Source organism: Brevibacterium limosum, assembly GCF_011617705.1.
GTDB classification, from domain to species: domain Bacteria; phylum Actinomycetota; class Actinomycetes; order Actinomycetales; family Brevibacteriaceae; genus Brevibacterium; species Brevibacterium limosum.
In genome coordinates this window covers 185,202-210,503 of the sequence record NZ_CP050154.1, presented here as the reverse complement: position 1 = coordinate 210,503, position 25,302 = coordinate 185,202, and the positions used below count along the sequence as shown (strand labels likewise).

Annotated in this window: 23 protein-coding genes; 4 read left to right on the top strand and 19 right to left on the bottom strand. The window is 64.7% G+C overall.

The window, feature by feature from the left end:
* Positions 1-39 precede the first annotated feature (39 nt).
* From GUY37_RS00925 to mmsB, 3 genes are all read right to left on the bottom strand, one after another.
* Positions 40-2,004: an NHL domain-containing thioredoxin family protein gene (locus GUY37_RS00925; protein ID WP_166821076.1), complete on the bottom strand. Its 1,965-nt coding sequence runs from the start codon at positions 2,002-2,004 to the stop codon at positions 40-42.
* A 93-nt stretch (positions 2,005-2,097) separates the two neighbouring features.
* Entirely contained in the window at positions 2,098-2,841 is a 744-nt protein-coding gene (locus GUY37_RS00920) for a YggS family pyridoxal phosphate-dependent enzyme (protein ID WP_166821073.1), read from the bottom strand.
* A gap of 57 nt (positions 2,842-2,898) precedes the next feature.
* Positions 2,899-3,864, bottom strand: a complete 966-nt coding sequence (gene mmsB, locus GUY37_RS00915; protein ID WP_323127535.1) for a 3-hydroxyisobutyrate dehydrogenase — start codon at positions 3,862-3,864, stop codon at positions 2,899-2,901.
* Between the two features lie 80 nt (positions 3,865-3,944).
* Here mmsB and GUY37_RS00910 point away from each other — a divergent pair, with 80 nt between their 5' ends.
* The gene (locus GUY37_RS00910; protein ID WP_166821067.1) at positions 3,945-4,820 is read left to right on the top strand and encodes a LysR family transcriptional regulator; all 876 of its coding nucleotides are present in this window, start codon (positions 3,945-3,947) and stop codon (positions 4,818-4,820) included.
* Between the two features lie 87 nt (positions 4,821-4,907).
* On the opposite strand, the gene GUY37_RS00905 is transcribed toward GUY37_RS00910, so the two are convergent.
* The 7 genes from GUY37_RS00905 to rpmB form a co-directional block, all read right to left on the bottom strand.
* Positions 4,908-5,654 carry a 3-hydroxybutyrate dehydrogenase gene (locus GUY37_RS00905; RefSeq protein WP_166821065.1) on the bottom strand — a complete coding sequence of 249 codons (747 nt, stop codon included), beginning with the start codon at positions 5,652-5,654 and terminating at the stop codon, positions 4,908-4,910.
* Between the two features lie 232 nt (positions 5,655-5,886).
* Positions 5,887-7,245, bottom strand: a complete 1,359-nt coding sequence (locus GUY37_RS00900) for an MFS transporter (RefSeq protein WP_323127517.1) — start codon at positions 7,243-7,245, stop codon at positions 5,887-5,889.
* A 361-nt stretch (positions 7,246-7,606) separates the two neighbouring features.
* Entirely contained in the window at positions 7,607-9,664 is a 2,058-nt protein-coding gene (locus GUY37_RS00895; protein ID WP_166821062.1) for a cytochrome c oxidase assembly protein, read from the bottom strand.
* 217 nt (positions 9,665-9,881) lie between these two features.
* On the bottom strand, positions 9,882-10,169 hold the full coding sequence (locus tag GUY37_RS00890; RefSeq protein WP_025779153.1) for an HU family DNA-binding protein: 288 nt from the start codon (positions 10,167-10,169) through the stop codon (positions 9,882-9,884).
* A gap of 69 nt (positions 10,170-10,238) precedes the next feature.
* Positions 10,239-10,544, bottom strand: a complete 306-nt coding sequence (rpsN, locus tag GUY37_RS00885; RefSeq protein ID WP_025779151.1) for a 30S ribosomal protein S14 — start codon at positions 10,542-10,544, stop codon at positions 10,239-10,241.
* A 6-nt stretch (positions 10,545-10,550) separates the two neighbouring features.
* The gene (rpmG, locus tag GUY37_RS00880) at positions 10,551-10,718 is read right to left on the bottom strand and encodes a 50S ribosomal protein L33 (RefSeq protein WP_092010042.1); all 168 of its coding nucleotides are present in this window, start codon (positions 10,716-10,718) and stop codon (positions 10,551-10,553) included.
* Complete coding sequence (gene rpmB / locus GUY37_RS00875; RefSeq protein WP_039211930.1) at positions 10,718-10,954, bottom strand: 50S ribosomal protein L28; 237 nt, start codon at positions 10,952-10,954, stop codon at positions 10,718-10,720. The genes rpmG and rpmB overlap by 1 nt, the downstream gene beginning before the upstream one ends.
* A 566-nt stretch (positions 10,955-11,520) precedes the next feature.
* On the opposite strand from rpmB, the gene GUY37_RS00870 reads away from it, so the two are divergent.
* Complete coding sequence (locus tag GUY37_RS00870) at positions 11,521-12,486, top strand: protein kinase (protein WP_166821059.1); 966 nt, start codon at positions 11,521-11,523, stop codon at positions 12,484-12,486.
* Positions 12,487-12,544: 58 nt separating this feature from the next.
* On the opposite strand, the gene GUY37_RS19555 is transcribed toward GUY37_RS00870, so the two are convergent.
* Positions 12,545-12,739: an AtuA-related protein gene (locus GUY37_RS19555; RefSeq protein ID WP_456061975.1), complete on the bottom strand. Its 195-nt coding sequence runs from the start codon at positions 12,737-12,739 to the stop codon at positions 12,545-12,547.
* 3 nt (positions 12,740-12,742) lie between these two features.
* On the opposite strand from GUY37_RS19555, the gene GUY37_RS00865 reads away from it, so the two are divergent.
* On the top strand, positions 12,743-13,561 hold the full coding sequence (locus GUY37_RS00865; protein ID WP_166821057.1) for a LysR substrate-binding domain-containing protein: 819 nt from the start codon (positions 12,743-12,745) through the stop codon (positions 13,559-13,561).
* A gap of 595 nt (positions 13,562-14,156) precedes the next feature.
* On the opposite strand, the gene GUY37_RS00860 is transcribed toward GUY37_RS00865, so the two are convergent.
* The 6 genes from GUY37_RS00860 to GUY37_RS00835 all read right to left on the bottom strand — a co-directional run bounded on the left by GUY37_RS00860 (position 14,157) and on the right by GUY37_RS00835 (position 20,772).
* Positions 14,157-15,590 carry a dihydrolipoamide acetyltransferase family protein gene (locus GUY37_RS00860; RefSeq protein WP_166821055.1) on the bottom strand — a complete coding sequence of 478 codons (1,434 nt, stop codon included), beginning with the start codon at positions 15,588-15,590 and terminating at the stop codon, positions 14,157-14,159.
* Positions 15,591-15,608: 18 nt separating this feature from the next.
* On the bottom strand, positions 15,609-16,586 hold the full coding sequence (locus GUY37_RS00855; protein ID WP_152347181.1) for an alpha-ketoacid dehydrogenase subunit beta: 978 nt from the start codon (positions 16,584-16,586) through the stop codon (positions 15,609-15,611).
* The gene (gene pdhA, locus GUY37_RS00850; protein WP_166821053.1) at positions 16,586-17,740 is read right to left on the bottom strand and encodes a pyruvate dehydrogenase (acetyl-transferring) E1 component subunit alpha; all 1,155 of its coding nucleotides are present in this window, start codon (positions 17,738-17,740) and stop codon (positions 16,586-16,588) included. The genes GUY37_RS00855 and pdhA overlap by 1 nt, the downstream gene beginning before the upstream one ends.
* A 513-nt stretch (positions 17,741-18,253) precedes the next feature.
* Entirely contained in the window at positions 18,254-19,771 is a 1,518-nt protein-coding gene (locus GUY37_RS00845; RefSeq protein ID WP_166821051.1) for a hypothetical protein, read from the bottom strand.
* A gap of 66 nt (positions 19,772-19,837) precedes the next feature.
* Positions 19,838-20,530 (bottom strand): hypothetical protein, encoded by a 693-nt coding sequence (locus GUY37_RS00840; RefSeq protein WP_166821049.1) that lies wholly within the window; start codon positions 20,528-20,530, stop codon positions 19,838-19,840.
* Complete coding sequence (locus GUY37_RS00835; protein ID WP_166821047.1) at positions 20,527-20,772, bottom strand: hypothetical protein; 246 nt, start codon at positions 20,770-20,772, stop codon at positions 20,527-20,529. Before GUY37_RS00835 ends, GUY37_RS00840 begins: the two co-directional genes overlap by 4 nt.
* 250 nt (positions 20,773-21,022) lie before the next feature.
* Here GUY37_RS00835 and purB point away from each other — a divergent pair, with 250 nt between their 5' ends.
* On the top strand, positions 21,023-22,456 hold the full coding sequence (gene purB / locus GUY37_RS00830) for an adenylosuccinate lyase (protein ID WP_166821045.1): 1,434 nt from the start codon (positions 21,023-21,025) through the stop codon (positions 22,454-22,456).
* 115 nt (positions 22,457-22,571) lie between these two features.
* Here the strand turns inward: purB and GUY37_RS00825 are convergent, their stop codons facing one another.
* Positions 22,572-23,372, bottom strand: coding sequence for a transcriptional regulator (locus tag GUY37_RS00825; RefSeq protein WP_166821043.1), 801 nt, complete (start codon positions 23,370-23,372; stop codon positions 22,572-22,574).
* A gap of 223 nt (positions 23,373-23,595) precedes the next feature.
* On the bottom strand, positions 23,596-24,966 hold the full coding sequence (locus GUY37_RS00820; RefSeq protein ID WP_208094733.1) for an MFS transporter: 1,371 nt from the start codon (positions 24,964-24,966) through the stop codon (positions 23,596-23,598).
* Between the last annotated feature and the right edge of the window lie 336 nt (positions 24,967-25,302).

Sequence of the window (25,302 nt, the reverse complement as noted above, 5' to 3'; positions counted from 1 at the left end):
GCCTGATCGACATCGGCCCGCGCTCTGGCGGCCGAGGGCTCAGGCGCCGCGGAGGTCGAGGGTGAGGTCGTTCGGCGCCGAGTCCACGAGTTCGACGGGGATTCCCCAGTCCTGCTGGTAGAGGTGGCAGGCGGCGTGCAGGGGGATCTCTCCCCCGGGCTCACCGTCGCAGGCTGCGGCGCGCGCGGTCACGTGCAGCACTCCCTCGGCGAACTCGGGGTTGATGACGATATCGCGGCTGAGTCCCTCGGCTCCGCCCTCGCCGGAGACGATGAGTTCGGGCGGCGTCGCGGACACCTGCAGGAACGTCGGGTCGCCCCACCGGTCGTCGAGCTTCTGACCGGTCGGAACAGTGAAGCTCACGGTCAGCGACACCGGACCGGAGGCGATCTCGGTCGACGGGCGCTTCGTCGTCAGCGCGCCTTCGTCGACCTTCTGGGCATCCTTGGGCAGCTTCACCCGGGTGAGCGCATGCGCCGCGGACTCGACGACGAGGAGCTCGGCCTCGGAGGAGTCCCCGTTGTCCGCACCGACGTCACCGAGACCGCTGCCGCTGTCGACGACGAGGATGTCCGAGGGTTCGCGCAGACCGCGTGCCAGGGTCGTGACTTCATCGGTATTCGGGTCGAAACGGCGGATCGCACCGTTGTAGGTGTCGGCGATCGCGATCGATCCGTCGGGCAGGCTGCGCACACCCAGCGGGTGCTGCAGGCGCGCCTCGGCGGCCGGTCCATCACGGAAGCCGAAATCGAAGAGTCCGACGCCCACCAGCGAGGAGACCTCACCGGTGGCGGGGTCGAGGCGGCGGATCGCCGAAGTCTCGGAGTCGGCGACGAACACCTCACCCTCGGAGCCGAGGTCGAGGCCCGAGGACTGAGCGAACCACGCAGACTCCCCGTCGCCGTCGACCAGTCCTTCATTCATCGTGCCCGACAGAATGCGGATCGTGCCGTCCCTCGGATCGAATGACCAGATGGTGTGGTTGCCTGCCATCGCCACGACCACCTCGGCGGTGGAGGGGACGAAGAGGACATCCCACGGCGAGGACAGCTTCACATCACGCGCGGGTCCGTCGTATCGTCCCAGCTCACCCGGCTTGCCGCGGACATTGTCGATGGCGCCGACCATGTGCTGCTCCCCGGTGCCGGCGATCGTCGTGACCGTCTCGTTCACGAGGTCGATCCCGCGCAGGGTGTGGTTGACGGTGTCGGCGACGATGAGCTGGTAGCCGACTTCGGCGGCCAGGTCGGCGGGCAGCACGGTGATGCCGCCGGGTTCGCTGAAGCTCGCCGAGGCGAAATCCCCGTCGTCGGATCCGCGAACGCCTGTGCCGATGCGGCGGATGATCGTGGCCGCATCGTCGTCGTATTCGACGAGGCTGTGGTGTCCGGAATCGGCGACGATGAGATGTCCCGAGGGCAGGCGCGTGGCCTTTCCGGGGTAGAAGAGGTCCGTCTCCGCGGCCGGTGGCGGGACGTAGGGTCCGTCGCCGGAGTGGAGGGTGCCCTTGGCCGAGTGCTCTTCGATGAGGCCCTCGATGATCTCGGTGAGTCCGGCCGCGTGGCCCTCACCGGACATGGTCGCCACGAGGTAGCCCTCGGGGTCGATGACGGCCAGCGTCGGCCAGGCGCGGGCAGTGTAGGCCTGCCAGGTGACGAGGTCGGGATCGTCGAGGACGAGGTGCTCGACCTGGTAGCGCTCCACGGCCTGATCGACGGCTTCGACGGTGCGTTCGAACTCGAACTTCGGCGAGTGGACCCCGATGATGACGAGTTCCTTGGAGTACTTCTCCTCCAGCGGGCGCAGCTCGTCGAGGACGTGGAGGCAGTTGATGCAGCAGAATGTCCAGAAGTCGAGGAGGACGACCTTTCCGCGCAGGTCGGCCAGGGTGAGATCCTTGCCGCCGGAGTTCATCCACCGGCGACCGACGAGTTCGGGCGCACGGACCTTGACGTCCCGTGCCGAGGAGGTGGCTGACGCGGAGAATTCTGGACTGCTGTTCATGGTTCTATGATCGCAGATCCCCCACCGAGCCGGGCTCCCCGGTGTCATCAAGCGTCAGCTCTCTTCGCGTCCGACACCAGGTAAGACGACCGGTCAGGAGTAGTCGCGGGCACCGAAGACGCTCGAGCCGACCCGGACCATCGTCGCCCCTTCGGCGATCGCGAGTTCGAAGTCGTTGCTCATGCCCATCGACAGCTCGACCGCCTCGGCGGGCATGACCCCGGAATCCCGCAGCTTCTCGCTGAGTTCGCGCAGGTCGGAGTAGCTGGGGCGGATCTCTTCGGGGCTGCTGCCGGGCAGGCCGATGGTCATGAGCCCGCGCAGGCGCATCCTGCCGAGTTCCCGTGTCGCGGTGATGAGCTCCTCGGCGTCTTCGGGGGCGACACCGAACTTCGAGTCCTCGCGGGAGGTGTTGACCTGGATGAAGTAGTCGACGGTCTCGTCGAGGACGTCGAGGCGGTTGTTGATCTTCTCGGCCAGAGTGAGGGTGTCCACGGACTGGATGCAGTGCGCATGACGCAGTGTGTGGTTGACCTTGTTGCGCTGCAGGGGTCCGATGAGATGCGTCTCGGGGTTGAGGTCGGCGAGCGCCTCGGCCTTGCCGACGATCTCCTGCACCTTGTTCTCGCCGATGAGGGTGAACTCGTGCTCCAGGGCGACGCGGATCTTCTCTGCCGGCTGCGTCTTCGTGGCCAGCAGCACCCTCACATCGTCACCGCGGCGACCGCTCGACTCGGCGGCGGCACGGGAACGGTCGGCCACCTCGTCGAGGTTGCCGGTGATGGCTGCGTTCTCAGCGGGACTGATTGAGTGTGCGGCAGGGTCTGTGGTGCTCATGGCTCCAGTCTTCCACGTCCCCGCGGAAGTTTCAGGTCCCTGCCGCAGCCCCGCGAGCTACTCGGGCAGGCCGGCGGCCTTCGGGTCGATGTTCTTGATCAGCGCGGAGGTGTCAAGCCCTTCGAGGCCGGCATCGACGAGCTTCTGCAGCTGCTCGTGAACGAGCTTCGCGGCCGGCAGGTCAAGCCCTGCCGTTTCGGCGCCGGCGAGGGCAAGTCCGACATCCTTGTGCATGAGCGCGGTGGCGAATCCGGGCTTGAACGCATTGTTCGAGGCCGAGGTCTCGGTCACACCGGGCACCGGATACCAGGTGCGCAGCGGCCAGGAGTCACCGGAAGAGACCCTCGCAATGTCATAGATGGTCTTCGCCTCGAGGCCAAGCCGTTCAGCGAGGACCGCGCCCTCGACGACACCCTGAAGGCTGATCGAAAGCATCATGTTGTTGACGATCTTGGCCGCCTGACCTGCAGCTTCACCTCCGGCATGGAAGATGTTGCCGGCCATCGGCTCAATGAATGTCTTCGCCTCGGCGACGTCGGCATCGCTGCCGCCGAGCATAAAGGTCAGCGTGCCGGCTTCGGCGCCGCTGATGCCACCGGACACGGGACCGTCGACGAAGCGGAACCCGGCCTTTGCCGCCTCGGCGTGCAGCACACGAGCGGAATCGAAGTCGATCGTCGACGAATCGACGAGAAGGGTCGTCTTATCCGCGTGAGCCAGCACTCCGTCGGCTTCGAGATAGACCGCGCGCGCATGCTCACCTTTGGGCAGCATCGTAAAGACGATATCCGCACCGGCAACCGCCTCGGCGATGGACGACACAGGATTGACACCGTGTTCGGCCGCTTCCTTGACCGCAATCTCCACAAGATCGAATCCGTTGACGGTGTGACCGGCCTTGACCAGGTTCGCAGTCATCGGGCGGCCCATATTCCCCAGGCCAACCCATCCAATCGTCGACATAATATGCCTCCTCGCATCATGCTCAGCAACTCTTACGTGTTCCCTCTCACAGTACGCCAGTCGGCGTGTGGAAGTCCGGCGGGACGCCTCACCTATTCCGCACCGGTTATGTGCGCGCACGCAGATAGAATGGGAACACTATGGCCTCTTATGCACCCGGCAGCTCCGGTCCGCAGATTGCTCCCGAGGATCTGCTGACTCTGCTCGCCGTCGCCCGCCTGGGGAAGTTCACGGCCGCGGCGCACAGCCTCGGCCTCAACCATACGACCGTGTCACGGCGCATCGCCGCTCTCGAGAAGGCGTACGGCGATCGGGTGCTCGTAGCCTCTCCCGACGGGTGGGAGCTCAGTGCCGCCGGACGTCAGCTGCTGCCGATCGCCGAGGACATCGAGGCCGCGCTGGGCCGCATCGATGCGCATTCGAACTCGGCCTTGTCCGGGACGATCCGACTGGCGTGCCCGCAGGCCTTCGCCCTCGAGTTCGCCGTTCCGGCGCTCACCGAATTGCAGGCGCAGCATCCGGGCCTGCAGGTCGAGCTGATCACCGCCACTCAGCGGGCCCGGCAGTACCGGTCGGGTGTCGATATCGAGATCGTCGTCGGGCGCCCCGATGCCCCGCGCTCAATTGCCAAGCACATCCGCGACTACCGGCTGCAGCTCTATGCTTCGCAGGACTACATCGCCTCGCACACGATGCCGCAGACGCTGGATGATCTGGGCGACCACCGGATGGTCTACTACATCGAGAATTCGCTGCGGGTCGATGATCTCGACGAGGCGGCCGATGCCTTTCCGCGCGGGACCGGGTTCTTCAGGTCCACCTCGGTGCATGCGCATGTGCTCGCGACCTCGCACGGGGCCGGGATAGGGATCCTGCCGGACTTCCTCGCCCACGGCAATTCCCGTCTGGTGCAGGTGCTGCCGGAGCTGTTCTCCAAGCGGGTGTCCTATTGGGCCTCGGTCCGTCATGAGTCCCTGCGCAACGCCGGAGTCCGCAAAGTCCTGGAATCCCTCTGATTGCTACCTGACGGCGGCCCAGCAACCTGGCGCCAGGTTGCTGGGCCGCCGTCAGGTAGTCCGGAGGGTGCGGGAGGGCAGAGTGGGTCAGGCGGCGACCCAGCCGCCGTCGATGCTGTGGGCGCTGCCGTTGATGACTGCGGCATGCTCCCCGGCGAGGAAGAGCGCGATTGCCGCGACGTCCTCGGGTTCGGCGAGCTTGGGCACCGCGGAATGGCCGAGGAAGACCTGTTCGAGCACCTCGTCCTCGCTGATGCCGTGGGTCTTCGCTTGGTCGGCGATCTGCCCCTTGACCAGGGGCGTGAGCACATAGCCGGGGTTGATCGCATTGCACGTCACTCCGCGCGGGCCGGCCTCGAGCGCGGTCGTCTTCGTCAGTCCCATGAGACCGTGCTTGGCCGAGACGTATGCGGACTTGTTCGTCGAGGCGCGCAGACCGTGGACGGAAGATAGGTTGATGATGCGTCCCCAGCCGCGTTCGTACATCTTCGGCAGCACCGCCTTCGTGAGCACGAACGGTGCCTCGAGCATGAGCGTGTTGATCAGCCGCCAGTCCTCGAGCGGGAATTCCGTGATCGGGTGGATGCGCTGGATGCCGGCGTTGTTGACGAGGATGTCGACGTCGAAGCCGGTGTTGTCCAGCGCCGAGGTGTCCGCTAAGTTGACTGCCCACGCTTCGCCGCCGATTTCGTCGGCAACGGCCTGTGCTGAGTCAGCGTCGACGTCGGCGACGACGACGGAGGCACCGGCCTGAGCGAAGGACTGAGCGATCGCCTTGCCGAGACCGGATGCTCCGCCGGTGACGAGGGCGCGTTTGCTGGTGAGATCTCCCATGAGATGCCCCTTTCGTGGTTCGGGTCTGTGGTGCGTATCCATCTTCCACCTTGCAGGTGCCGACCGTGGCGCCGAGGTGGGCGTCGAGCGTGCGCCGAGGCGGGCGTCGATCGTGGCGCCGAGGCGGGCGTCGAGTGTGTGCCGCAGCCCGACGGACGCGCTCGGTGCCAGGCGATGGGGGCGATGCCGGTCTTCACCGACACCGCCCCCATCAGACATTGACCGGCTGACTTCAGCTGGCCGTGGCGACTCCGCGGCGCACCTTGTCTGCATGGTCGAGCGAGCGCAGATCGATGCCCTTGGTCTCACGAGTGAACATGAGAGCGATGAACGAGATGATCGCTGCGGCCAGGAGGTAGAGCGCAATGGGAATCGAGGACTCGAATGCGTCGAGCAGCGCGGTGGCGATGATCGGCGCGAACGACCCAGCAACGATGGCCGTGACCTGATAACCGGTCGAGACACCGGAGTTGCGCATGCGTGTCGGGAACATCTCGGACATGATCGCCGGTTGCCCCGCGTACATGAGTGCGTGGAAGACCAGACCGATGAGGAGGGCCAGGAAGATCATGACCGCGTTGCCGGTGTCGTACATCGGGAAGGCGAAGAAGCCCCAAGACGCGGTGAGCACGATGCCCACAGCGTAGGGCAGCTTGCGTCCGATGCGGTCGGTCGCGGCACCGACGATCGGAACGAGGACCGCGTGGATCGCATGCGCACCGAGGAGGAGGCCGAGGATCTCGGACGCTTCGATCTGCACCTGCGTGGCGAGGTAGGTGATCGAGAACGTGACCACCAGGTAGTAGTGGATGTTCTCGACGAAGCGCAGACCCATCGCGGCGAAGACCTCACGCGGGTAGCGCTTGAACACAGCCTTGACGCCGTAATCGACGCCCTCTTCGATCTCTTCGGCCTGCACCTCGTCGAAGATCGGTGCGTCAGACACGCGGGTGCGGATGTAGTAGCCGATGAGAACGATGACGGCCGATAGCCAGAATGACACACGCCAGCCCCACGACAGGAAGTGCTCTTCGGTCAGCGTCGCGGTGAGGATGAACAGAACCGCGGTGGCGAGCAGGTTGCCCAGGGGGACGCCGGACTGTGGGAACGACGCCCAGAAACCACGTTCCTTGTTCGGAGCATGTTCGGCGACGAGGAGGACAGCTCCGCCCCATTCGCCGCCGACGGCGAAGCCCTGGACGACGCGCAGCAGGACGAGGAGGATGGGAGCGAGGTAGCCGATCTGGTCGAATGTCGGTAGGCAGCCCATGAGGAACGTGGCGACGCCGACGAGGATGATCGAGAGCTGCAGCAGCTTCTTGCGTCCGTATTTGTCACCGAAGTGACCGAAGACGATACCGCCGACGGGACGGGCGATGAAGCCGACCGCGTAGGTGGCGAATCCGGCCAGGATCGGTGTCAGCGGATTGTCGGAAGGCGGGAACAGAATGTGGTTGAACACCAGGGTGGCGGCCGAACCGTAGAGGAAGAACTCGTACCATTCGACGACCGTTCCGGCCATCGAGGCAGCGACGACCTTGCGCAGCTGAGCGCGGATCGACTTCCTCTCAGCATCGTTCTGAGAACTCATGGGACTCCTTCGTTTCCACAATTCGCGTCACCGTTGAATGCGCGAATCGACTTGCACTGGCGCCGACCGGCTGACGGCTCGGAGAACGCGGGCCGCATCGATGCGGCTGGCGAACACCTGCCTCAGCGCAGCATTTCGGGCGCTCGGATATTTCTCATCCAAGCATCAGTGTGCGCCACGTTACGGAGTTTTTGGTAGCGACCTGGCCATAATCCGAGAATTTCCGGTGCACATTCGTGCACAGCCGATGTGCAACGGTCAGTTGTGACTGCTTTCAGTTCGCAAGGGTCTTTGTGACGCGAGCGGAACGCCGCGGCAGCTCATTCCTCGCCGGCGAGGAATCACCCATGCAGTCCGAGTCTCACCGACGGCGCGGAGGAGCCTTCGCGTCGTGTTCGGCCATCGACGCGAGCATCGCGTTGTAGGCGCGCAGCTCGGCGTCGTCGGTGCGGTCCTCGCTGCGGTCGATGCGTTTGGCTTCCCGGTCCGAGGACTTCGCCCACTGCACGCAGACCATGATGGCGATGAACAGGGTCGGGAATTCGCCGATGCCCCACGCGATGGCACCGCCGAGCTGCTGGTCTTCGATCGCCGTGTAGCCCCACCCGGCGCCGATGTTGCCGAACCAGTCACCGGCGATCAGGACGTTCGAGCTCATGATCGAGATGCCGAAGAACGCATGGAAGGCCATCGTCACCAGCAGCATCACGAGCCGCATCGGGAAGACGGGGCGCTTGACCCCCGGGTCGATGCCGATGAGGGCCTGGGCGAACAGGTAACCGGCGCCGAGGAAGTGCGCGATCATCAATTCGTGCCCGAGATGCGTATCGAGCGCGTAGAACATGATTCCCGAGTAGTAGAAGACCACCAGCGAGCCCGCGAAGTTCACACTCGCCACGATCGGGTGCGCGAAGAAGCGCAGATACGGCGTGTGGACGAGCCAGAGGACCCATTCGCGCAGACCGGCAGACCCGTCCCGACGGGCCTTCGTTCCGCGCATGAGCATGGTGATCGGTGCGCCGAGCACCAGCGGCAGGGGCACGACCATGACCAGAAGCATGTGCTCGATCATGTGCGCGGAGAACTGCACCTCACCGTAGACGCGGGGGCCGCCCGAGGTGACGTAGACGAGGAACACCATGCCCACCAGCCAGCTGATGAGGCGCAGCACAGGCCATCTGTCGCCTCGGCGGCGGAGGTTGACGAACGCCACGACGTAGGCGATCGAGGTGCCCACCGCGATCGCGATCCACAGCGGATCGATCGACCATTCGCTGAAGTAACGGTCCAGGTTCGGCTTCGGCGGCAGCGGGTCGCCGGTGAGGATCTCAGCCGGCGTGGGATCGCCCACAGGCTCCTGCGGCACCGGCGGCTGCGACCGGGCCAAGGCCACGGCCATCCCCATCGTCACCCCGAAGAGGATGAATTCGACGGTGATGAGACGCCAGAACTCAACCGTCGCCGAGGCGGCTGTGCCCAATCGTGAAATGACGAACTGACGGTGCCAGAAACCGATCAGCCCGAGCAGGACCGTCGCGAACGCCTTCGCGAGGATGACCTCCCCGTAGGGCGTCATGAGGTCATCGAGGCCCTGCACGCGCAGGAGCGCGTTGACGACTCCGGAGAAGACGATGAGCCCGAAGGAGATGAGTGCGATGGTCGAATAGCGTTCGATGATCGGTTTGAGGTTCTTCGAGGCGGCCAGGCGTGTGCCCAGCAGGGCGACGGCGAAGAGTCCACCGAGCCAGAGGACCGCTCCGAGGATGTGCAGACCGAGGCTGTTGACGGCCTGGGTGTGCCCGGAGGCATCGGCGGAGTGACCCATCGAGGCCAATGGGAAGATCACGGCAACGCTGAGCACTCCGGCGGCGGCGATGCCCACGTGGGAGCGGGTGCCGAAGCACAGGGTCGAGGCGACGGCGATGAGGACGACGACGAGCACCCACAGCTGTCCGTAGGCGATCTGAGTGACGAACACTCCGAGCTGGTTCGAGAAGTCGAGGTAAGCCTGGGCGCCGACCGTATCGATGAAGGAGAAGACGAGCACGGCGACCGCAGACAGCGTCCACACCACCGAGGAGTATTCGGCGATCTGGACGGACCTCGTCCACAGCGGGTCGAGCTGAACGTCCTCATCCGTCTTCTTGTGTCGGCGAGAGCGACCACCGGCGGTGCGCGGGAGGATGAGGACGGCGAACATGAGGGCGCCGACGGTCAGCGACATCGCAATGTTGAAGACGAACTTCGCGGCAGGCAGACCGAAACGGACGACGGAGCCGGGGTCGTTGAGCAGAGTGGGGTTGGCTGCTCCGGTGAAGAAGAGTGCGGCCAATCCGACGATCAGCCCGAGGAAGACGACGATGGGGACGGTGGCACGTTGGACGAACCGTGTGATCGGTTCGAAACCTGAAGAATTCACTGCGCGCGGACCGCCCCTTCTGACATGACCCAAGGATATCGTTCGGCGACGGCACACTGCCAGCCGGCAGGTCCCTTCGTGGCCGAGATCTCGGGGAGCCGCCTCGGCGAGGGTGGACGATTTCGTCCGCGACGATGATTCCACCTGTTCGAAGACGTTCTGAGACAGCAAATGGCCCGGATCAGTCGATCCGGGCCATTCGACGCTGCTGCGTAGATCAGTTCGGGCTGCCAGCGGCACCCTTCAGCTTCGAACCAGCGGACAGCTTCACGGAGTAGCCGGCCTTGATCTGGATTTCTTCACCGGTCTGCGGGTTGCGACCCTTGCGAGCGGCACGCTCGGTGCGCTCAACGGAGAGCCAGCCGGGGATGGTGAGCTTTTCGCCCTTGGCCACGACGTCGGAGAAGACATCGAAGACACCATCGAGCACGTCCGAGACCTGCTTCTGGGTCAGGCCGGACTTCTCGGCAACTTCTGCAACGAGCTCACTGCGGTTCTTAGCCATAAAAGTGTCCTCCTTAGGACAAGTCGGTAGGTCATCGGTCCGTTTTTCCGATGACGAACTTCCTCGAGATTACCAGCTCGACTTGGTAACGCCGGGCAACTCGCCGTTGTGTGCCATTTCGCGGAAACGAACTCGCGAGAGTCCGAACTTCCGGAGGTAGCCGCGCGGACGACCGTCAACCTGGTCGCGGTTGCGAACGCGAACCGGCGAAGCGTCCCGGGGGAGCTTCTGCAGTGCGAGACGTGCCTCTTCGCGCTGCTCATCGGTGGAATCAGGGTGGGTCAGCTGACGCTTGAGAGTCGCGCGGCGCTCTGCATAGCGTTCAACGATGACGCGACGCTGCTTGTCTTTTGCGATCTTTGACTTCTTAGCCATGTGCGCTCAGCGCTCCTCTCGGAAATCGACGTGCTTGCGGACTACGGGATCGTACTTCTTCAGCACGATGCGGTCCGGGGTGTTGCGGCGGTTCTTGCGGGTCACGTAGGTGTACCCGGTGCCGGCCGTCGACTTGAGCTTGATGATGGGACGAACATCCTGTGCCTTAGCCATCAGAGCTTCACTCCCTTGGCGATGAGTTCGTTGACCACAGCGTCGATTCCGCGAGCGTCGATGACCTTGATGCCCTTAGCGGACAGGGTCAGGGTGACGCTGCGGCGCAATGACGGAACGTAGTAGCGCTTTTTCTGAATGTTCGGGTTGAAGCGGCGCTTCGTGCGGCGCTTCGAGTGGGACACGTTGTGTCCGAAACCGGGGACTGCCCCGGTTACCTGGCAGGTTGCTGCCATGTCTCTCCTCCAGTTCACAAGTTACCGACTCTCGAAACAAGCTCCTGCGGGATCACACGTGAGTGTGCTCCCCGCTCGCTTGCGCCGATGTCGGAAGACATCAACAAATTTTCTCGACTGTCACCGTGAAAATTGTGTACGCCGAAACAGGTCTGCCCGTTCGGGCGAGATGTCTCACCAGCGCTGAAGCCGTAGCCTGTGAGAGATGGCCGAAGCTGGAGTGCAGCGGTGGGTGAGCACCATGCGTGTCCCAGCAGATCGATCGGCGACCTGCCTGCTGCGACACAACAGGAATCAATCTTACTGAGACAGCGGGCCGGAGGGCAAATTCATCCCGGCTTCTGCGGTGGGGTCTTCGTCACTGACACCGACCCCCTTGGGGGGGCCCGTTCTCACCCCCATGGACGTTCGGAGGAACTTTCACAGCTGGGGTCAAGGCAACTCGGGGAATTCCGCAGTAGGCTTTCGTCGGCAACGCGTCCTGTTGGCGTTCCTGTTGAACGCCTGCTCGACTCGTGCCAAGGTAAGTAGATGAGTGCCACCACATCTGGCATTCAGGAGGACTGATGAGCGACGTTCCACAGAGGCCGCGCATTCGTCCGGCGACTAGTGACGACTGGCACAAGGGTTCTGGTGAATCCGCTGGTCAGGCCCGGTCGTACGGGAATGAGGCGGACCGTACGTCTGCCGATTTCGACAACTCGACCTATTACGAGTACCTCGAACGGCACACGGGGGAACAGTCGATCTCGAAAGCTCGCAGCGTCAACGTCTTCGCCCCTGCGGGTCACTCACCTTTCGGTGACGCAGACTCTGCCGGTTCACATCAGTATGCGAATTCTCAGCAGACTCATAGATCTGCCGGTGGTGGTGGTGCCGGCGACGCTGGTGCCGGTGGTTCGGCAGGGAACGGACCGCACACCCCGCCTCCCCCGCAGTTCCCTCCCACCGTTCACAGCGAGTCATCCTCGGGCAATGGACTGAAGATCGCCGTCGTGATCATCGCCATCATCATGATTCTCGCGCTGGTGGGATTCTTCGGCATCCGATGGCTCGCTCCGTCGTCGGGAACCGTTCCTGTCGATGTCGGGACCAGTGAGCCGGCGAGTCCGTCGCCCACTCCTTCCGAAGATCTGGTCCAACCGTCGAAGAGTCCGGAACAGCAGCTCGGCGCCTATACGGAGGAGGGCACCAAAAAGGCCGCTGACCTCGAGGGACAGTGGGTGAGCCAGGTGAGCGCGAAGAATGTCGGCCTCAAGGCTGACGGCAAGACGTGGTCGGCGCAGGACATTCTCAACGAGTACGAGGCCAACAAGGTCAAGTATCCGGGGGCGATCCTCATCCACAGCGGCGACTGGGCCTCATATAAGGACGACGGCTACTGGGTCACGGTAGTCGACACCGGCTACAGCGATCCGGAACCGGCTCTCGACCAGTGCCGCTCTTGGGGCCTTGACCGCAACCACTGCCTGGCCAAGCGGCTCGTCAAGAACGGCAGCCCCAAGGACAACAGCGCCTATCTCGACGAATAGCACGAACAGTCGGGCCGCCCGCTGAGGACGTGGATCGGCCCGCGAATGAACATTCTGCTTAATGCGTCAGCTGCATTGTCAGCAGGTGATAGCTCAGCGTCTTTCCGTGCCCGTCGAGGTGGCTGACTCCTGTCACTCCGCTGCCCAGCATCCCCTTGAGTTCGAAGCTCATGGCATTGAGCCGCGACAACAGGAAACAGCTGACTCGTGAGACCGGCAAGCCGAAATGATTCGCCACTGTCTCCTCGGTGATGGCGTGACTCAGCTCGGAGAATCCAACACCTTCACGGGCGACGACGCCGAAGCGGAACGACGCATCGGCACGCCCCTGTTCGAGCGCACCACCCGGAAAGTCGCCGCAACGGTCACCGGCAATGAGGTGGCCCTGTACGCCGCGCACGCAGTTCGATCTTTCGACTCTGCGCTGACGCGGATCTCCGGCTTCGTCACCGGCAGTTCAGGCCAGGTGAGGATCGCCTGCCTGCCGTCCTTGGCGGCGACAGGCCTGCCAGAGGTCGTTCATACATTTCGACGCGAGTTCCCGGAGGTCGAACTCGTCATCCGTGATGCGCCTCAGGATCAGGTCGTGCCGATGGTGGCCGACGGAACGGTTGACATCGGTCTCGTCGCCTTCACAGGTTCCCTCCCTGCCGACCTGGCTGTGAAACCGTTCCTCTCCGACCCCTTTGTTGCAATCGTCCCCCGCGATCATGGATTCGCTGCACGAGCTTCGGTGCGGTGGGAAGATTTCCATGGTGAGGAGTTCGTCGGCTTCAATTCTGTGACGAGCATTGCACCGATGGTGCGGCGAGCTCTGCTGCAGGTCGGAGCAGAGACCAAGGAGGTGCAGACCGCCGACACGATTCCCGCAGTCGGTGGAATGGTCGCAGCAGGTATGGGCATCACCGCAGTGCCGCGGCTGGTCGTCCCGCTGATGAACTTCAACGATCTCGTCAGCGTCCCGATCACGCCCACGATCGAACGCAAACTGGTCCTCACCTATCTTGCCGAGGCTCCGCTTCCGCGCCCAGTCTCCAATTTCAAGCAGCGACTGCTCGCTGCAGCCACCGACTGACGGGCGCAACGCTCGAGCGCCCCAGCTTCTGCTCGGGCCGCCTGCCATTCGATCACGGCCCAGTCTGAGCCGAACAGCCCTGGTTGTGTTGTCGAGTGACTTATCGGACAGGCTGTATCGTCACCTCGCGGCCGGTGCTCCTGCTCACTCACCGGGCAGTGCCCGGGTCATTTCTGCGGTTCGCAGACGAGGGCCAGCGGCGAAGACTGTTGTGGTCTCGTCTTCTCTGAACTCATCACGTCCTTCGGTGAGCAGTTCAGAACAAGGTGTACCTATTCGCCGGATCGCACCGTGGCCGCGACGCCGCTGCAACCGGGCCGGCGTCGAAATGCGGCAGTGTGGCCCGCAGCGGCGAACGGATGCGGCTCAAGGGGTCTCCAGAGTCCGCGAAGGTGTGTGCTGATGCGTGAGATCATTGCCCCACGCAATCGTGGCGGTGCCCGACCAGCGAGTAGGCACACAGAGATGTCCGAGAAGTGTGTAGGGACACTGGGCCGAGACCGGCAAGGGGAACAGAGCGCCCCGGCCTCGCACTATGCGAAACCGGGACACTCAGCCGCCAGAACCGGCAGAAAGCCGGCACCAGGGTAAGACCTCAGGCCAGCATCAGGGTCGGGTCCTCCAGGCCCCGTCCGACGTCGGCGAGGAACTTCGAGATGATCTCGCCGTCGACGACACGGTGATCGGCGCTGACCGACAGCGTGGTGATCTCACGCTGAACAATCTCGTCGCCCACCACCCACGGCTTCATCCGAACCTGCCCGAACGCGAGGATCGCGGCCTCGCCCGGGTTGATGATCGGCGTACCGGCGTCGACTCCGAAGACGCCGACGTTCGTGACCGTGATCGTGCCGCCCGCCTGATCGGCCGGCGGCGTCTTGCCCGACCGCGCCAGAGCGGTGAGATCCTGAATGCCCTGAGCGAGCTCGCCCAGTCCCATGGCCTGCGCGTTCTTGATGTTCGGCACGATGAGACCGCGCGGGGTCGCCGCCGCGATTCCGAGGTTGACGTACTTCTTCACGACGATCTCGTCACCTTCGAGGCACGAGTTGATCCGCGGATTGCGGCCCACCGCCCACGCCACGGCCTTGGCCACGATGAGCAGCGGCGAGACCTTGACGTCCTCGCCGAGGAATTTCGTCGACTTCAGCCGGCGCACCATCGCCATCGTCTCGGTGACGTCGACATCGAGGAATTCGGTGACGTGCGGCATCGTGAATGCCGAATCGACCATCGCCTTGGCCATCATCTTCGTCACGCCCTTGAACGGAATCCGTTCCTCGAGCGCTCCTTGGTCACTCGCCGAGGCGGCCGCCGGTGCAGTCGCACCCGCCGTGGGAGCCGCCGTCCGGTTCGCGGCCGCGTGCACATCATCGCGGGTGACGTCGCCGTGGGGACCGGTCGGGGCGACCTGGGACAGATCGACACCCAGATCCTTCGCAAGCTTCCGCACGGGCGGCTTCGCCAGCGGCTTGACCGGCGAGGCAGGTGCCGCCGCGAGCTGCGCATCCGCGGTTGGAGCCGCAGAGGGCGCAGGAGCTGCTGCGGGTGCAGGCGATGCCGCCGGAGCCCGCGCCGCAGCCGGGGTAGCCGGGGCCGCCGATGCTGCGGAAGCGGCAGGAGCGGGGACGGAAGCGCCCTTGCGCGGACGACGCTTCGACGACGTCTCCTTCGCACCGTAGCCGACGAGTGTGGCTCCGCCGTCGGCGTCCCCGGATTCTTCGACCGGCTTCTCAGCCGAGCCGGAAGCGGGCGCACCAGCGGTGGCGGGGGCCGCCTCGGCGCTGGAATCATCTCCGCCGAACCGGATGATCGGGGTGCCGACCTCGATGGTCTGGCCCTCCTCGACGAGGAGCGCACCGACGGTGCCGGCCTGCGGACTGGGCAGCTCGACGAGCGACTTCGCGGTCTCGATCTCGACGAGGATCTGGTTGACGGTGACAGTGTCGCCGGGGGCGACCTTCCACGCGACGATGTCGGCCTCGGTCAGGCCCTCACCGACGTCGGGAAGAGGAAATTCGAATGACATTCTTGACTCTCCTCGAAATCAGTAGGACAGGGCCCGATCGACACCATCGAAGATGCGATCGAGGTCGGGCAGGTAGTGCTCTTCCATCCGCGACCCGGGGTACGGGGTGTGGTAGCCGCCTACCCGGATGACCGGGGCCTCGAGGTTGAAGAAGCAGCGTTCGGTGATGCGCGCGGCGATCTCCGAGCCCAGCCCCAAGAAGGTCGGGGCCTCATGGGCGACGACAAGACGGCCGGTCTTGGTCACGGACTTCTCGATCGCGGTGAAGTCGATCGGGCTGAGGCTGCGCAGGTCGATGAGCTCGACGCTCTTGCCTTCCTCAGCGGCCGCGGTGACCACGTCCTCCGCCGTCGGGACCAGCGGACCGTAGGCCACGAGCGTGACATCAGTTCCCTCGGACACCACACGGGCGTCGTGCATGCCCAACTCGCCCCGTGCAGACGTGTCGACGTCCCCGCGCATCCAGTAGCGGCGCTTGGGTTCGAAGAACATCACCGGGTCGTCGCTCTTGATCGCGTCCTGGATCATCCAGTACGCGTCATGCGCGTTCGACGGGGAGACCAGCCGCAGGCCGGCGTGGTGGGCGAACACGGTCTCGGGGCTCTCCGAGTGGTGTTCGGGTGAGCCGATGCCGCCGCCGTAGGGCACGCGGATGACCATCGGGATGTTCTCTTTGCCCAGTGTCCGGTTGTACAGCTTCGCCACCTGGGTGACGATCTGGTCGTAGGCCGGGAAGATGAACGCGTCGAACTGGATCTCGATGACGGGACGGTAACCGCGGATGGCCATGCCGATCGAGGTGCCGACGATGCCGGACTCGGCCAGCGGGGCATCGATGACGCGTTGGGGACCGAAGTCCTTCTGCAGTCCCTCGGTGACGCGGAAGACGCCGCCGAGTTTGCCGATGTCCTCACCGATGAGGACGACCTTCGGGTCGTCCTCCATGGCCTTGCGCATTCCGGCGGTGATCGCCTTAGAGAGGGGAAGTTTCTCCATCAGGCCTCACCCGCATCGGCGAACGAGGCCTGGTATGCCAGGAATCCGGCACGTTCCTCGTCGACGAGGGAGTGGGGTTCCGCGGTGACGTGGGCGAACATCTCGACGCCGTCGGGGTTCTCCATAGTCATGCAGTTGTGGCGGATGCGGGCGGCCAGGGTGTCGGCCTCGGCGTCCACCTCGGCGAAGAACTCTGCGCTGGTTTCGGTGTGCTTGTCCAGGTAGGCCTTGAGGCGGATGATCGGGTCGCGGTCCTCCCAGATCTCCTCTTCGGCCTTGTCACGGTACTTCGTCGGATCGTCGGCCGTGGTGTGGGCGCCGCGACGGTAGGTGAACGCTTCGATGAGCATCGGGCCGTGGCCGGCGCGCACGGAGTCGAGGCTGGCGCGGGCGACGGAGTACATCGCGATGATGTCATTGCCGTCGACGCGGATGCCGGGGACTCCGAATCCTTCGCCGCGGGTGGACAGCGGTGCGGCGGTCTGGACGTGTGTGGGCTCGGAGATGGCCCATTGGTTGTTCTGGCAGAAGAACAGGACCGGGGCGTGGAAGGCTCCGGCGAAGGTCAGCGCCTCGGAGACATCGCCCTGCGAGGTCGCACCGTCGCCGAAGCAGGCGATGGCGACCGTGTCGCGCTCGATGTCACCGGTGCCGACGTCGCCGTCCATGGACACGCCCATGGCATAGCCGGTGGCGTGCAGGGTCTGCGAACCGATGACGATGGTGTACGTGTGGAACCGGTGCTCCTGCGGGTCCCAGCCGCCGTGGTTCTGACCACGGAAGATGCTGAGCAGGGTCTCGGGCTCGACACCGCGGGTGTAGGCGAGGCCGTGTTCGCGGTAGGTGGGGAAGACGAAATCTTGAGGGCGGGCGGCCCGTCCCATGCCGATCTGAGCCGCTTCCTGTCCGAACAGCGGTGCCCACAGGCCCAGCTGTCCCTGACGCTGCAGGGCGGCTCCTTCGGCGTCGATGCGGCGCACCAGGACCATGTCCCGATAGAAGCCGCGCAGATCCTCATCGGTGAGTTCTGCGGCGAAGGCATCGTACTCACCGGATTCGACGCGATTTCCGTCTTCGGTGAGCATCTGGATCATTCTGGGCTCCGAGGACTGACTGTGGGCAGCGCCGGTTCCCACTGAAATGTTGGAGGTCATTTCAGTTCTCCTTTGTTCGAGGTCCATCTTCACCGGAGGTGACCAGTGGTGGACCGTGTCCGTCGGGCAGGCCCTCGGATGTGAGAACTCGCCCTCGAGTGATCTGATTCACAGGTGGTATCACAATACCGAATCCACTCACTGCTTGCCACTTTTCCCTTGCGGTTCGAGTATCAAAAGTGCAGGTCAGGAACAGACTATGGCCTGAGCTCGACACATGTGGCCGAGTTCCAAAGCGTTCCGCGGACAATTGTCGATCACGGCAGAGATGCTCCACCGTCCGACCAACGCACGTCCGATCACCGAGGCGACCCGCCCCTGCGTCCAGGTTGCGCGAGGTCCGGCCCACACCGAGGCGGCCCTCCGGTGCGTCGTCGAGTTCCGGTTCCACGAGGTCCGGCCCACACCGAGGCGGCACTCAGGTGCGGGATCGAGTTCCGGTTCCGTGCGCCGGGACCGGGCTCGGACGCGGTGCATCGCTTCGATGCCGAGTTCCGTATCCGCGAGCCGAGTTCAGTGGCGTTTGCGCTTGCCCTGGTAATCGCGCGTCTTCGTCAGGTCGCCGGTGAAGAACCCCGAGTTCTTCGAGGTGAAGCGGTCGAAGCCGGAGTTCCCAGCCCGCAGCAGCAGACCGATCGAGGCGGCATAAGCCACGGAGGAGTGCGCCGCTCCGGCCGAAGCGAACATCGCATCGAGTTCGGCATCGGTCTTATCCGCAAGCTCGGGGGCTTTGCGCAGTTCCTCCGGGTCGTAGCCGACGGTGACCGTCGACCAGTTCTTCGTCGCCGGGTTCTCGTTGCCGTCGAGGTCGGGCACGAGGTCCTGTTCGTGTTCGATCGAGAGCACGTCGATACCGGAGTCGATGGGGAAATCAGAGACCGGAGCACCGACCGTCATCAGCGCCGTGACATTGACATCGTCCAAGAACGCGGGGTCCGCGGCCAGTGAACCCGCAGTGATGCCTCCCTGCGAATAGCCGACGAGCATCACTTCGGCATCGCCACCGATACCGGCGTCGGCGATGGCTTGCCGCACCATTTCGCGCATCACCGTGTCATTGCCGGCCATGCCCTGCACGTTCGTCGTCAGGTCGGTTGTGTTGTCCCCGGACTTCGGGGACCAGTCGGTGGTGGCAGGGACGTAGACGATATAGCGGGTCGTCCCATCGGGGCCGACGATCTCCTCGATGCGGACCTGCCCAGAATCGGTTCCGCGGTGACAGTTCGCTTCGCGGATGAAGAGGTCTTCGACATCCCGCGGCGGCTCCTTGTGTGGCGGGGTCAGACCCTTCGCCTTCCACACCTCGACGTCAGAGGGCAGCAGCAGATCGAACTTGTTCGCCCCGGCCAGCACCCAGATCGTCATCGACTTCGAGTCGTGCGGCCAGAACGCGTGGTCGCCGTCGGCGTTGAGGACGAACGGAGGCAGCCCCATGAATCCGACGACGATGCCCGGCAGAACGTGTTCGATGATCGCCCCGGTGACGTCGGACTGTTCGAACACGAACGTGATCAGCGCTTCCTTCGCTTTCGCCTTCGTCTTGCCCAGGTTGATGCCGAACTGTTTGGAGATGACATCGTCGAGTCCGGTGGCGTCGAGGATCTTCGTGACCACGACGACCTGGGCGCCGACGACGAGTGCGACGGGAATGAGGACGGGCAGACTGAGGGCGAGGGCCCGTCCGGTCGCGTAGCCGAGCGCGTCGAGCAGCCCGCCGAAGACTTCGCTGAGGCCCTTCTCCGCCTGGCGATAGGCGAAGGCAGCGGCCCGAACGGCGAGCAGAGTGGCCTCGAGCTCGAGCACCGAGGCGGCCAGCTGACTGTGGAATCGGACCCGGCAGGCATCGAGGTTGAGCGCTGTCACCGGCGCCGGAACCTGAGTGAGCAGGGTCGCGAGGTCGAAGTCCCCGACGGCTGCTTCGACAGCCAGGTCACCGACGTCGGTGATGACGGTCTGCAGTGCGTCTCCGCTGCCGTCGGCGCGTTCGTCGACGGTGATCCGCCCACCGCCGCGCGTTGTCGAATCGATCATCGCGGGTCTCCCCTCATGTCCCGGTCCCCTCAAGTCCAGATCGATCCTCGTCGGATCCCGCCGCCGTCAATTCGCGGCACTTGCCGTCAGCGTCCGTGTGAGCACGGCGCTCAGCAGCATCCGCACCGCTGCCTCTCCTGCGGCGACGTCGTCGTCGACGGTGACGGAATCGCCGGCGCGTTCGATGACCGGCCGGAACCAGGCGCCGCCCTTTCGGCGGAGGAACTCCAGTCCCGTGGTGCCCGTTCCAGAGGCCCAGCTGAGCGTGAGCACACAGTCGTGTTCGACGAGCTCGGCGAGATCCTCGACGACGTGCCCGATCAATCGGGCTTCGATCCGGCGCAGCAGCTGGTGCTGTGCGAAGTCCTCAAGCCCCTCTCCCTGCAGCGCCAGGATCGCATGCCCGACGCCCGACCCCAGGCACAGCGCCAGGTGGACGGTTTCGACTCCGGATGACACGACGACGCTGATGCGCGTGCTCGCCCGGTCGAGTTCGGAGGCGAAGCCTCGCAGCCATGCGGTGAGCACGTCGAGTTCCCGTTTCGCTCCCCCGCCGCCCGCCTCACCCCTCCCCGGGGCTGCACCGGCATTTCCCACCTCCGCCGAGGCGGCTCCGGGCTCCCGATCGGCCCGGTGCGGGAGCAGATCGGGCGGCCAGAGTCGACGCAGCCGTTCGGGCAGCCTGAGGATCCGGTCGAGGTCGACGACGATCCAACTGTCGATTCCGGCTGTCTCGCGTGCGGCGGGATGGGCGTTCACAGTTGGATCCGCCCTCCCACCGACACGACCTGCAGGTGGAGGTCATAGGCCTCAGCGAGCTTCTCCGCCCGTTCACCCAACAAGTCGATCGACTCCGCGCACGAGACCACCCGGTCATCGAGCAGCTTCCCCGCAGGGGAATCCCATCCGTCGATCTGCCGGCAGCTCTGCGCCAAGGAGTGCAACACCTCCGCTCGCCGTCTCCACTGCTCGCGATTGCGCTCCAACTCGTCCGTGATCATACCTCTGCCCTCCCAGCTGCCTGTTCGGCATCCGTGCCCGAATCACTCGACCGTAGGAGAGCGCGGCTCGAGTGCGGAAGCCTCGATCTGAGGGCTGGGGAAGCGCCTTGAGCATCCACAGGGCACAGATGTCGAAGTCACCACCGAATCCACAGGCGGCGACTCCCGAGTCCCGCCCTCCGCCTTCGCTTACCAGCGGGTAGGCCCGGACAGGTGCCGCCCGGTTCGCCGCTCATGAGAAAATGAGGACATGCCGACTGTTTCCCTTGCCGAAATCTCGCCCGCCATCGCTCTCGGACCGCTTGATGGGCGCTACCGCAAAGACACCGCTGACCTCGTCGATCACCTCTCCGAGGCGGCTCTCAACCGCAATCGCATCACGGTGGAGATCGAGTGGTTCATCCACCTCGCACAGAACTCCGTGATCGACGGCGTGCGCACCCTCACCCTCGACGAGGTCGACGGTCTGCGTGCCTTCGCCGCCGACTTCGACGCCGACACCATCGCCACGTTGTCCGCCCATGAGGCCGTCACCGTCCATGACGTCAAGGCCGTCGAGTACACAATCAAAGAAGCCCTAGTGACGATCGGCGCCGAGGACCTCGGCGAGCTCGTCCACTTCTGCTGCACGTCCGAAGACATCAACAACCTGTCCTGGGCGCTGGGAGTCAAGGGGGCCACCGAGCAGGTGTGGCTGCCCCGCGCGAAGGCTCTCATCGACGCACTCGCCGAGTCCGCCGCGGAGCTGGCCGAGGTTCCGATGCTCGCCCACACTCACGGTCAGCCGGCCACCCCGACGACGATGGGCAAAGAACTCGCGGTCTTCATCCACCGCCTGCGCCGCCAGTACGAACGCATCGCCGCCACCGAGTTCCTCGGCAAGATCAACGGCGCCACCGGTACATATTCTGCGCACCTGGCCGCCGTGCCCGGAGCAGACTGGCCGCAGATCGCCCGCACCTTCGTCGAAGACCGACTCGGGCTGACCTTCAATTCACTGACCACACAGATCGAGTCCCACGACTGGAACGCCGAGCTGTTCGCCGATATCGCTCGGTTCAACCGGATCGCACACAATCTGGCCACCGATATGTGGACCTACATCTCGATGAACTACTTCAAGCAGATTCCCGTCGCCGGTGCGACCGGGTCATCGACGATGCCGCACAAGGTCAACCCGATCCGGTTCGAAAACGCCGAAGCGAACCTCGAGCTCTCGTGCGCCCTGCTTGATTCGCTCGCGTCCACCCTGGTGACCTCCCGGATGCAGCGTGACCTCACCGACTCGACCTCGCAGCGAAATATCGGTGTCGCTTTCGGCCACTCGCTGCTCGCGCTGAACAACCTGGTCAAGGGGCTCGGCACCCTGGCCATCAACGAGGAGGCCCTGACCGCCGATCTCGACGGCAACTGGGAGATCCTCGGTGAAGCCGTCCAGTCGGTCATGCGTGCCGCCGGACTGCAGGGAGTGCCGGGAATGGACAACCCGTACGAAACGCTCAAGGAACTCACTCGCGGCAAGCGCATCAACCAGGTCGATCTGCAGAATTTCGTCGACGGTCTCGGGTTGCCCGACGAGCGTGCCGAACTGCTCAAGGCTCTGACCCCTGCCACCTACACGGGTGTGGCGGCTCAGCTCGCCGAGTCCGAGGTCTCGGACTGGAAGGCCTTCAGCGAAGGCTGATGTGAAACGCTGACGAGGCATCGAGGCCGGCCTCCGAATTCGGAGGGCCGGCCTCGATATGCTTTTCGGTGATCGGCGGGCTCCGCCTGCCGCAGGCGTCCTGGACGGCCGCGAATCAGACGGAGGGGATGTCGAAGGTGGTCGTGAACTCCGGAACCTTCTCCTCGGTTCCCATCACCTTGCCGGGTCCGCGTTCGTACCGAATCGTGTAGGTGTCCTGCTTCTCGTCGGGAACGTAGGCGAGCCAGCCCTGATGGGTTCCGCCGTCGCGGCGAGTCACATCTTCAAAGGGTTCGTATCCGGCAGCTCTCATCTCGGCTTCGAGGCCGTCGGTCTGGTCGTACCGATAGTCGGCACCGCCGTCGTCGGAGATCTTGAAGGCGCCCGACTGGATGAGTCCGCTGTATTTCTGTCCCGGGGTGATCTTGACCTCGAGGAGGACGACTTCGCCGCCGAGTTCGATGGACGTGGCTTTCTGGGACGAGTCGAAGTTCCGCACGGCCGAGAGCACCTCGATCTTGTCCTGCATCTCCGGGTCCTCGAAGCTTTCGCCGATGCTCACCTCGCCCTGGCTGCCCGACGACTGTCCTGCATCCGATCCGGTCGTCCCGTCGTCCGAGCCTGCGGTTCCGCCGTCCGAACCCTCGGTGCCGTTCGAACCGTCGGTGCCGTTCGATGTGCCCTCGGCCGAGGAGGACGATCCCGAATCGGAGGAGTCCCCGCCCGCGTCCTGCGAGGCGTCGTTCTCTCCGGTCGGCTGCTGGCCTTCGGTCTGCTGACCGTCGGCCTCGACCTGTTCTCCGGCAGTCCCGTCTTGGTCCGGCACGACCTGGCTGATGAGCGAGCAGCCCGAGAAGGCGAGTGTGCAGCTGAGCAGGGCGGCGGCGGTGAAGGTGGCGCGCTTCGTGCGTTTCATGGTGACTCCTTGGTCGGTCTCTCGCACCCGGGACCAGGTCGCCCGAATGCGTGTTCTGAAACCAACCTATGAGCTCATCGCGCTCGAGATGTGCGCAGCGTGTGGCAGAACGGCAACGCCTGTCACCGATCCGCCGCAGCGGCCGATTCGGTGCCTTCCTTCGATCGCCGCATGGTCGTGAGCCGACAGCCCACACTGCGCTCGGGCCGCCCCGGCCACGCCCTCAGGCGGGCACGAGATGCTTGTCCGCGTCCACCTCGGCGAGGGTCTTGTTGCCCATGCTGCGGGCGAGGATGAGGGTCGGGACTCCGGCGACGACGATGACGACGGTGGCGTAGATCGCCGGTGCCAGCGTGATGCCCGTCGAGGACATGAGCGCTGTGGCGATGAGCGGCGAGAGTCCGCCGAAGAGGACGGTGGCGACGTTGTAGCCGATCGCCATGCCGGAGAAGCGGCTCGTGCCGGTGAACTGTTCGGGCACCATGGCAGCGGCCACCGCGCTCCACCCGGCCGCCGGAATCGCGAGGAACGCAGACCCTGCGATCGCGATGCCCGCGGACTGATTCGAAAGCAGCACATATGCGGGAATCGTCGTGAAGACGAAGACGACCATGAGTGCGGCCAGAGCGGGTTTGCGCCCGAACTTGTCCGAGGCGAGACCGAAGAACGGAGTGACGACGATGGCGACGACGGCCGCAACCGTGCCCAGGGCCAGGGAACCGGAGTTCGGAACCTTCGCGACCTCTTCGACGTACGTGGGCACATACGTGATGTTGAGGAAGTAGCTGACCGAGCCGATCGAGGAGATGAGGAAGGCGACGAGGATCGCGCGCGGCTGTTCGACGATCGCGGTGATGAGCGGGGAGCGCTTGAGAGCGACGTCCTTCTTCTCCTTCTCCGCCTGCTGGAGCCGCTTGAAGGTCTCGGTCTCCTCCATCATCGAGCGCAGCGGCACCATGAGGATGGCGAGGACGGCACCGAGGACGAACAGCAGCCGCCAGCCCCAGGAATCCATCGCCTCGGGGCTGAGCGTATTCGCCAACAGCGCACCGGATCCCACCGCCAGGAGGGCACCGACCTCACTGTTGGCCGCAGCCCAGCTCGCGGCCAGGCCGCGGCGTCCCGGGCGCGCCGACTCCATGAGGAAGACCATGATGCCGGTGTATTCGGCACCGACGGAGAACCCGGACAGGCAGCGCAGGGTGACCATGAGGACGCCCGCCCAGATGCCGATCGTCTCGTAGTTCGGGATGACTGCGATCCCGAGCATCGAGATCGCCATGAGGACCGCGGAGATGATGAGCGTGGATCGCCGTCCGATCCGATCACCGAGGTGGCCGAAGACCATCGCACCCAAGGGCCGGAAGAGGAATCCCGCCGCACCGACCCCGAGGGTCAGCAGCAGAGAGTCCGTCTGATCGCCGAAGAACTCCTTGGTCAGGGTCGTGGCGACATAGAAGAAGATCGAGAAGTCGTACCACTCGACGACGGTGCCGAAGGCGGCGACGAACATCGACCTGCGCCGACCCCTCTCGCGGTCTCGGCTGCTTGCCTGGGCGGGTGATGCGGGATGGTTCCGATCCGACGCGGTCATTCCCCGAGCGTACCAGCACTCCCGGACTCGCCGGGGATGTGAAATCAACAGTTATTACCAATCAGTAGCATTCTTGTCTCCGACTCACTACGCTGAAACGTATGGACACGCTCACGCCACAGACCCTGCGCATTCCGGTCTCGAGCCGGTACGGCTCCAGCGAGCTCGAGGGGCACCTCTTCCTCCCCGAGGGCGCTGCACAAGCAGTGCTGACGATCCACCCGGCCACCGCGACTCCGGAACGCTTCTACTTCTCCTTCGCCGAGGCGGCCGCCGCCAGCGGGTTCGCCGTGATCACCTACGGCTTCCGCGGAGTCGAGACCGGGCCACGGCCCG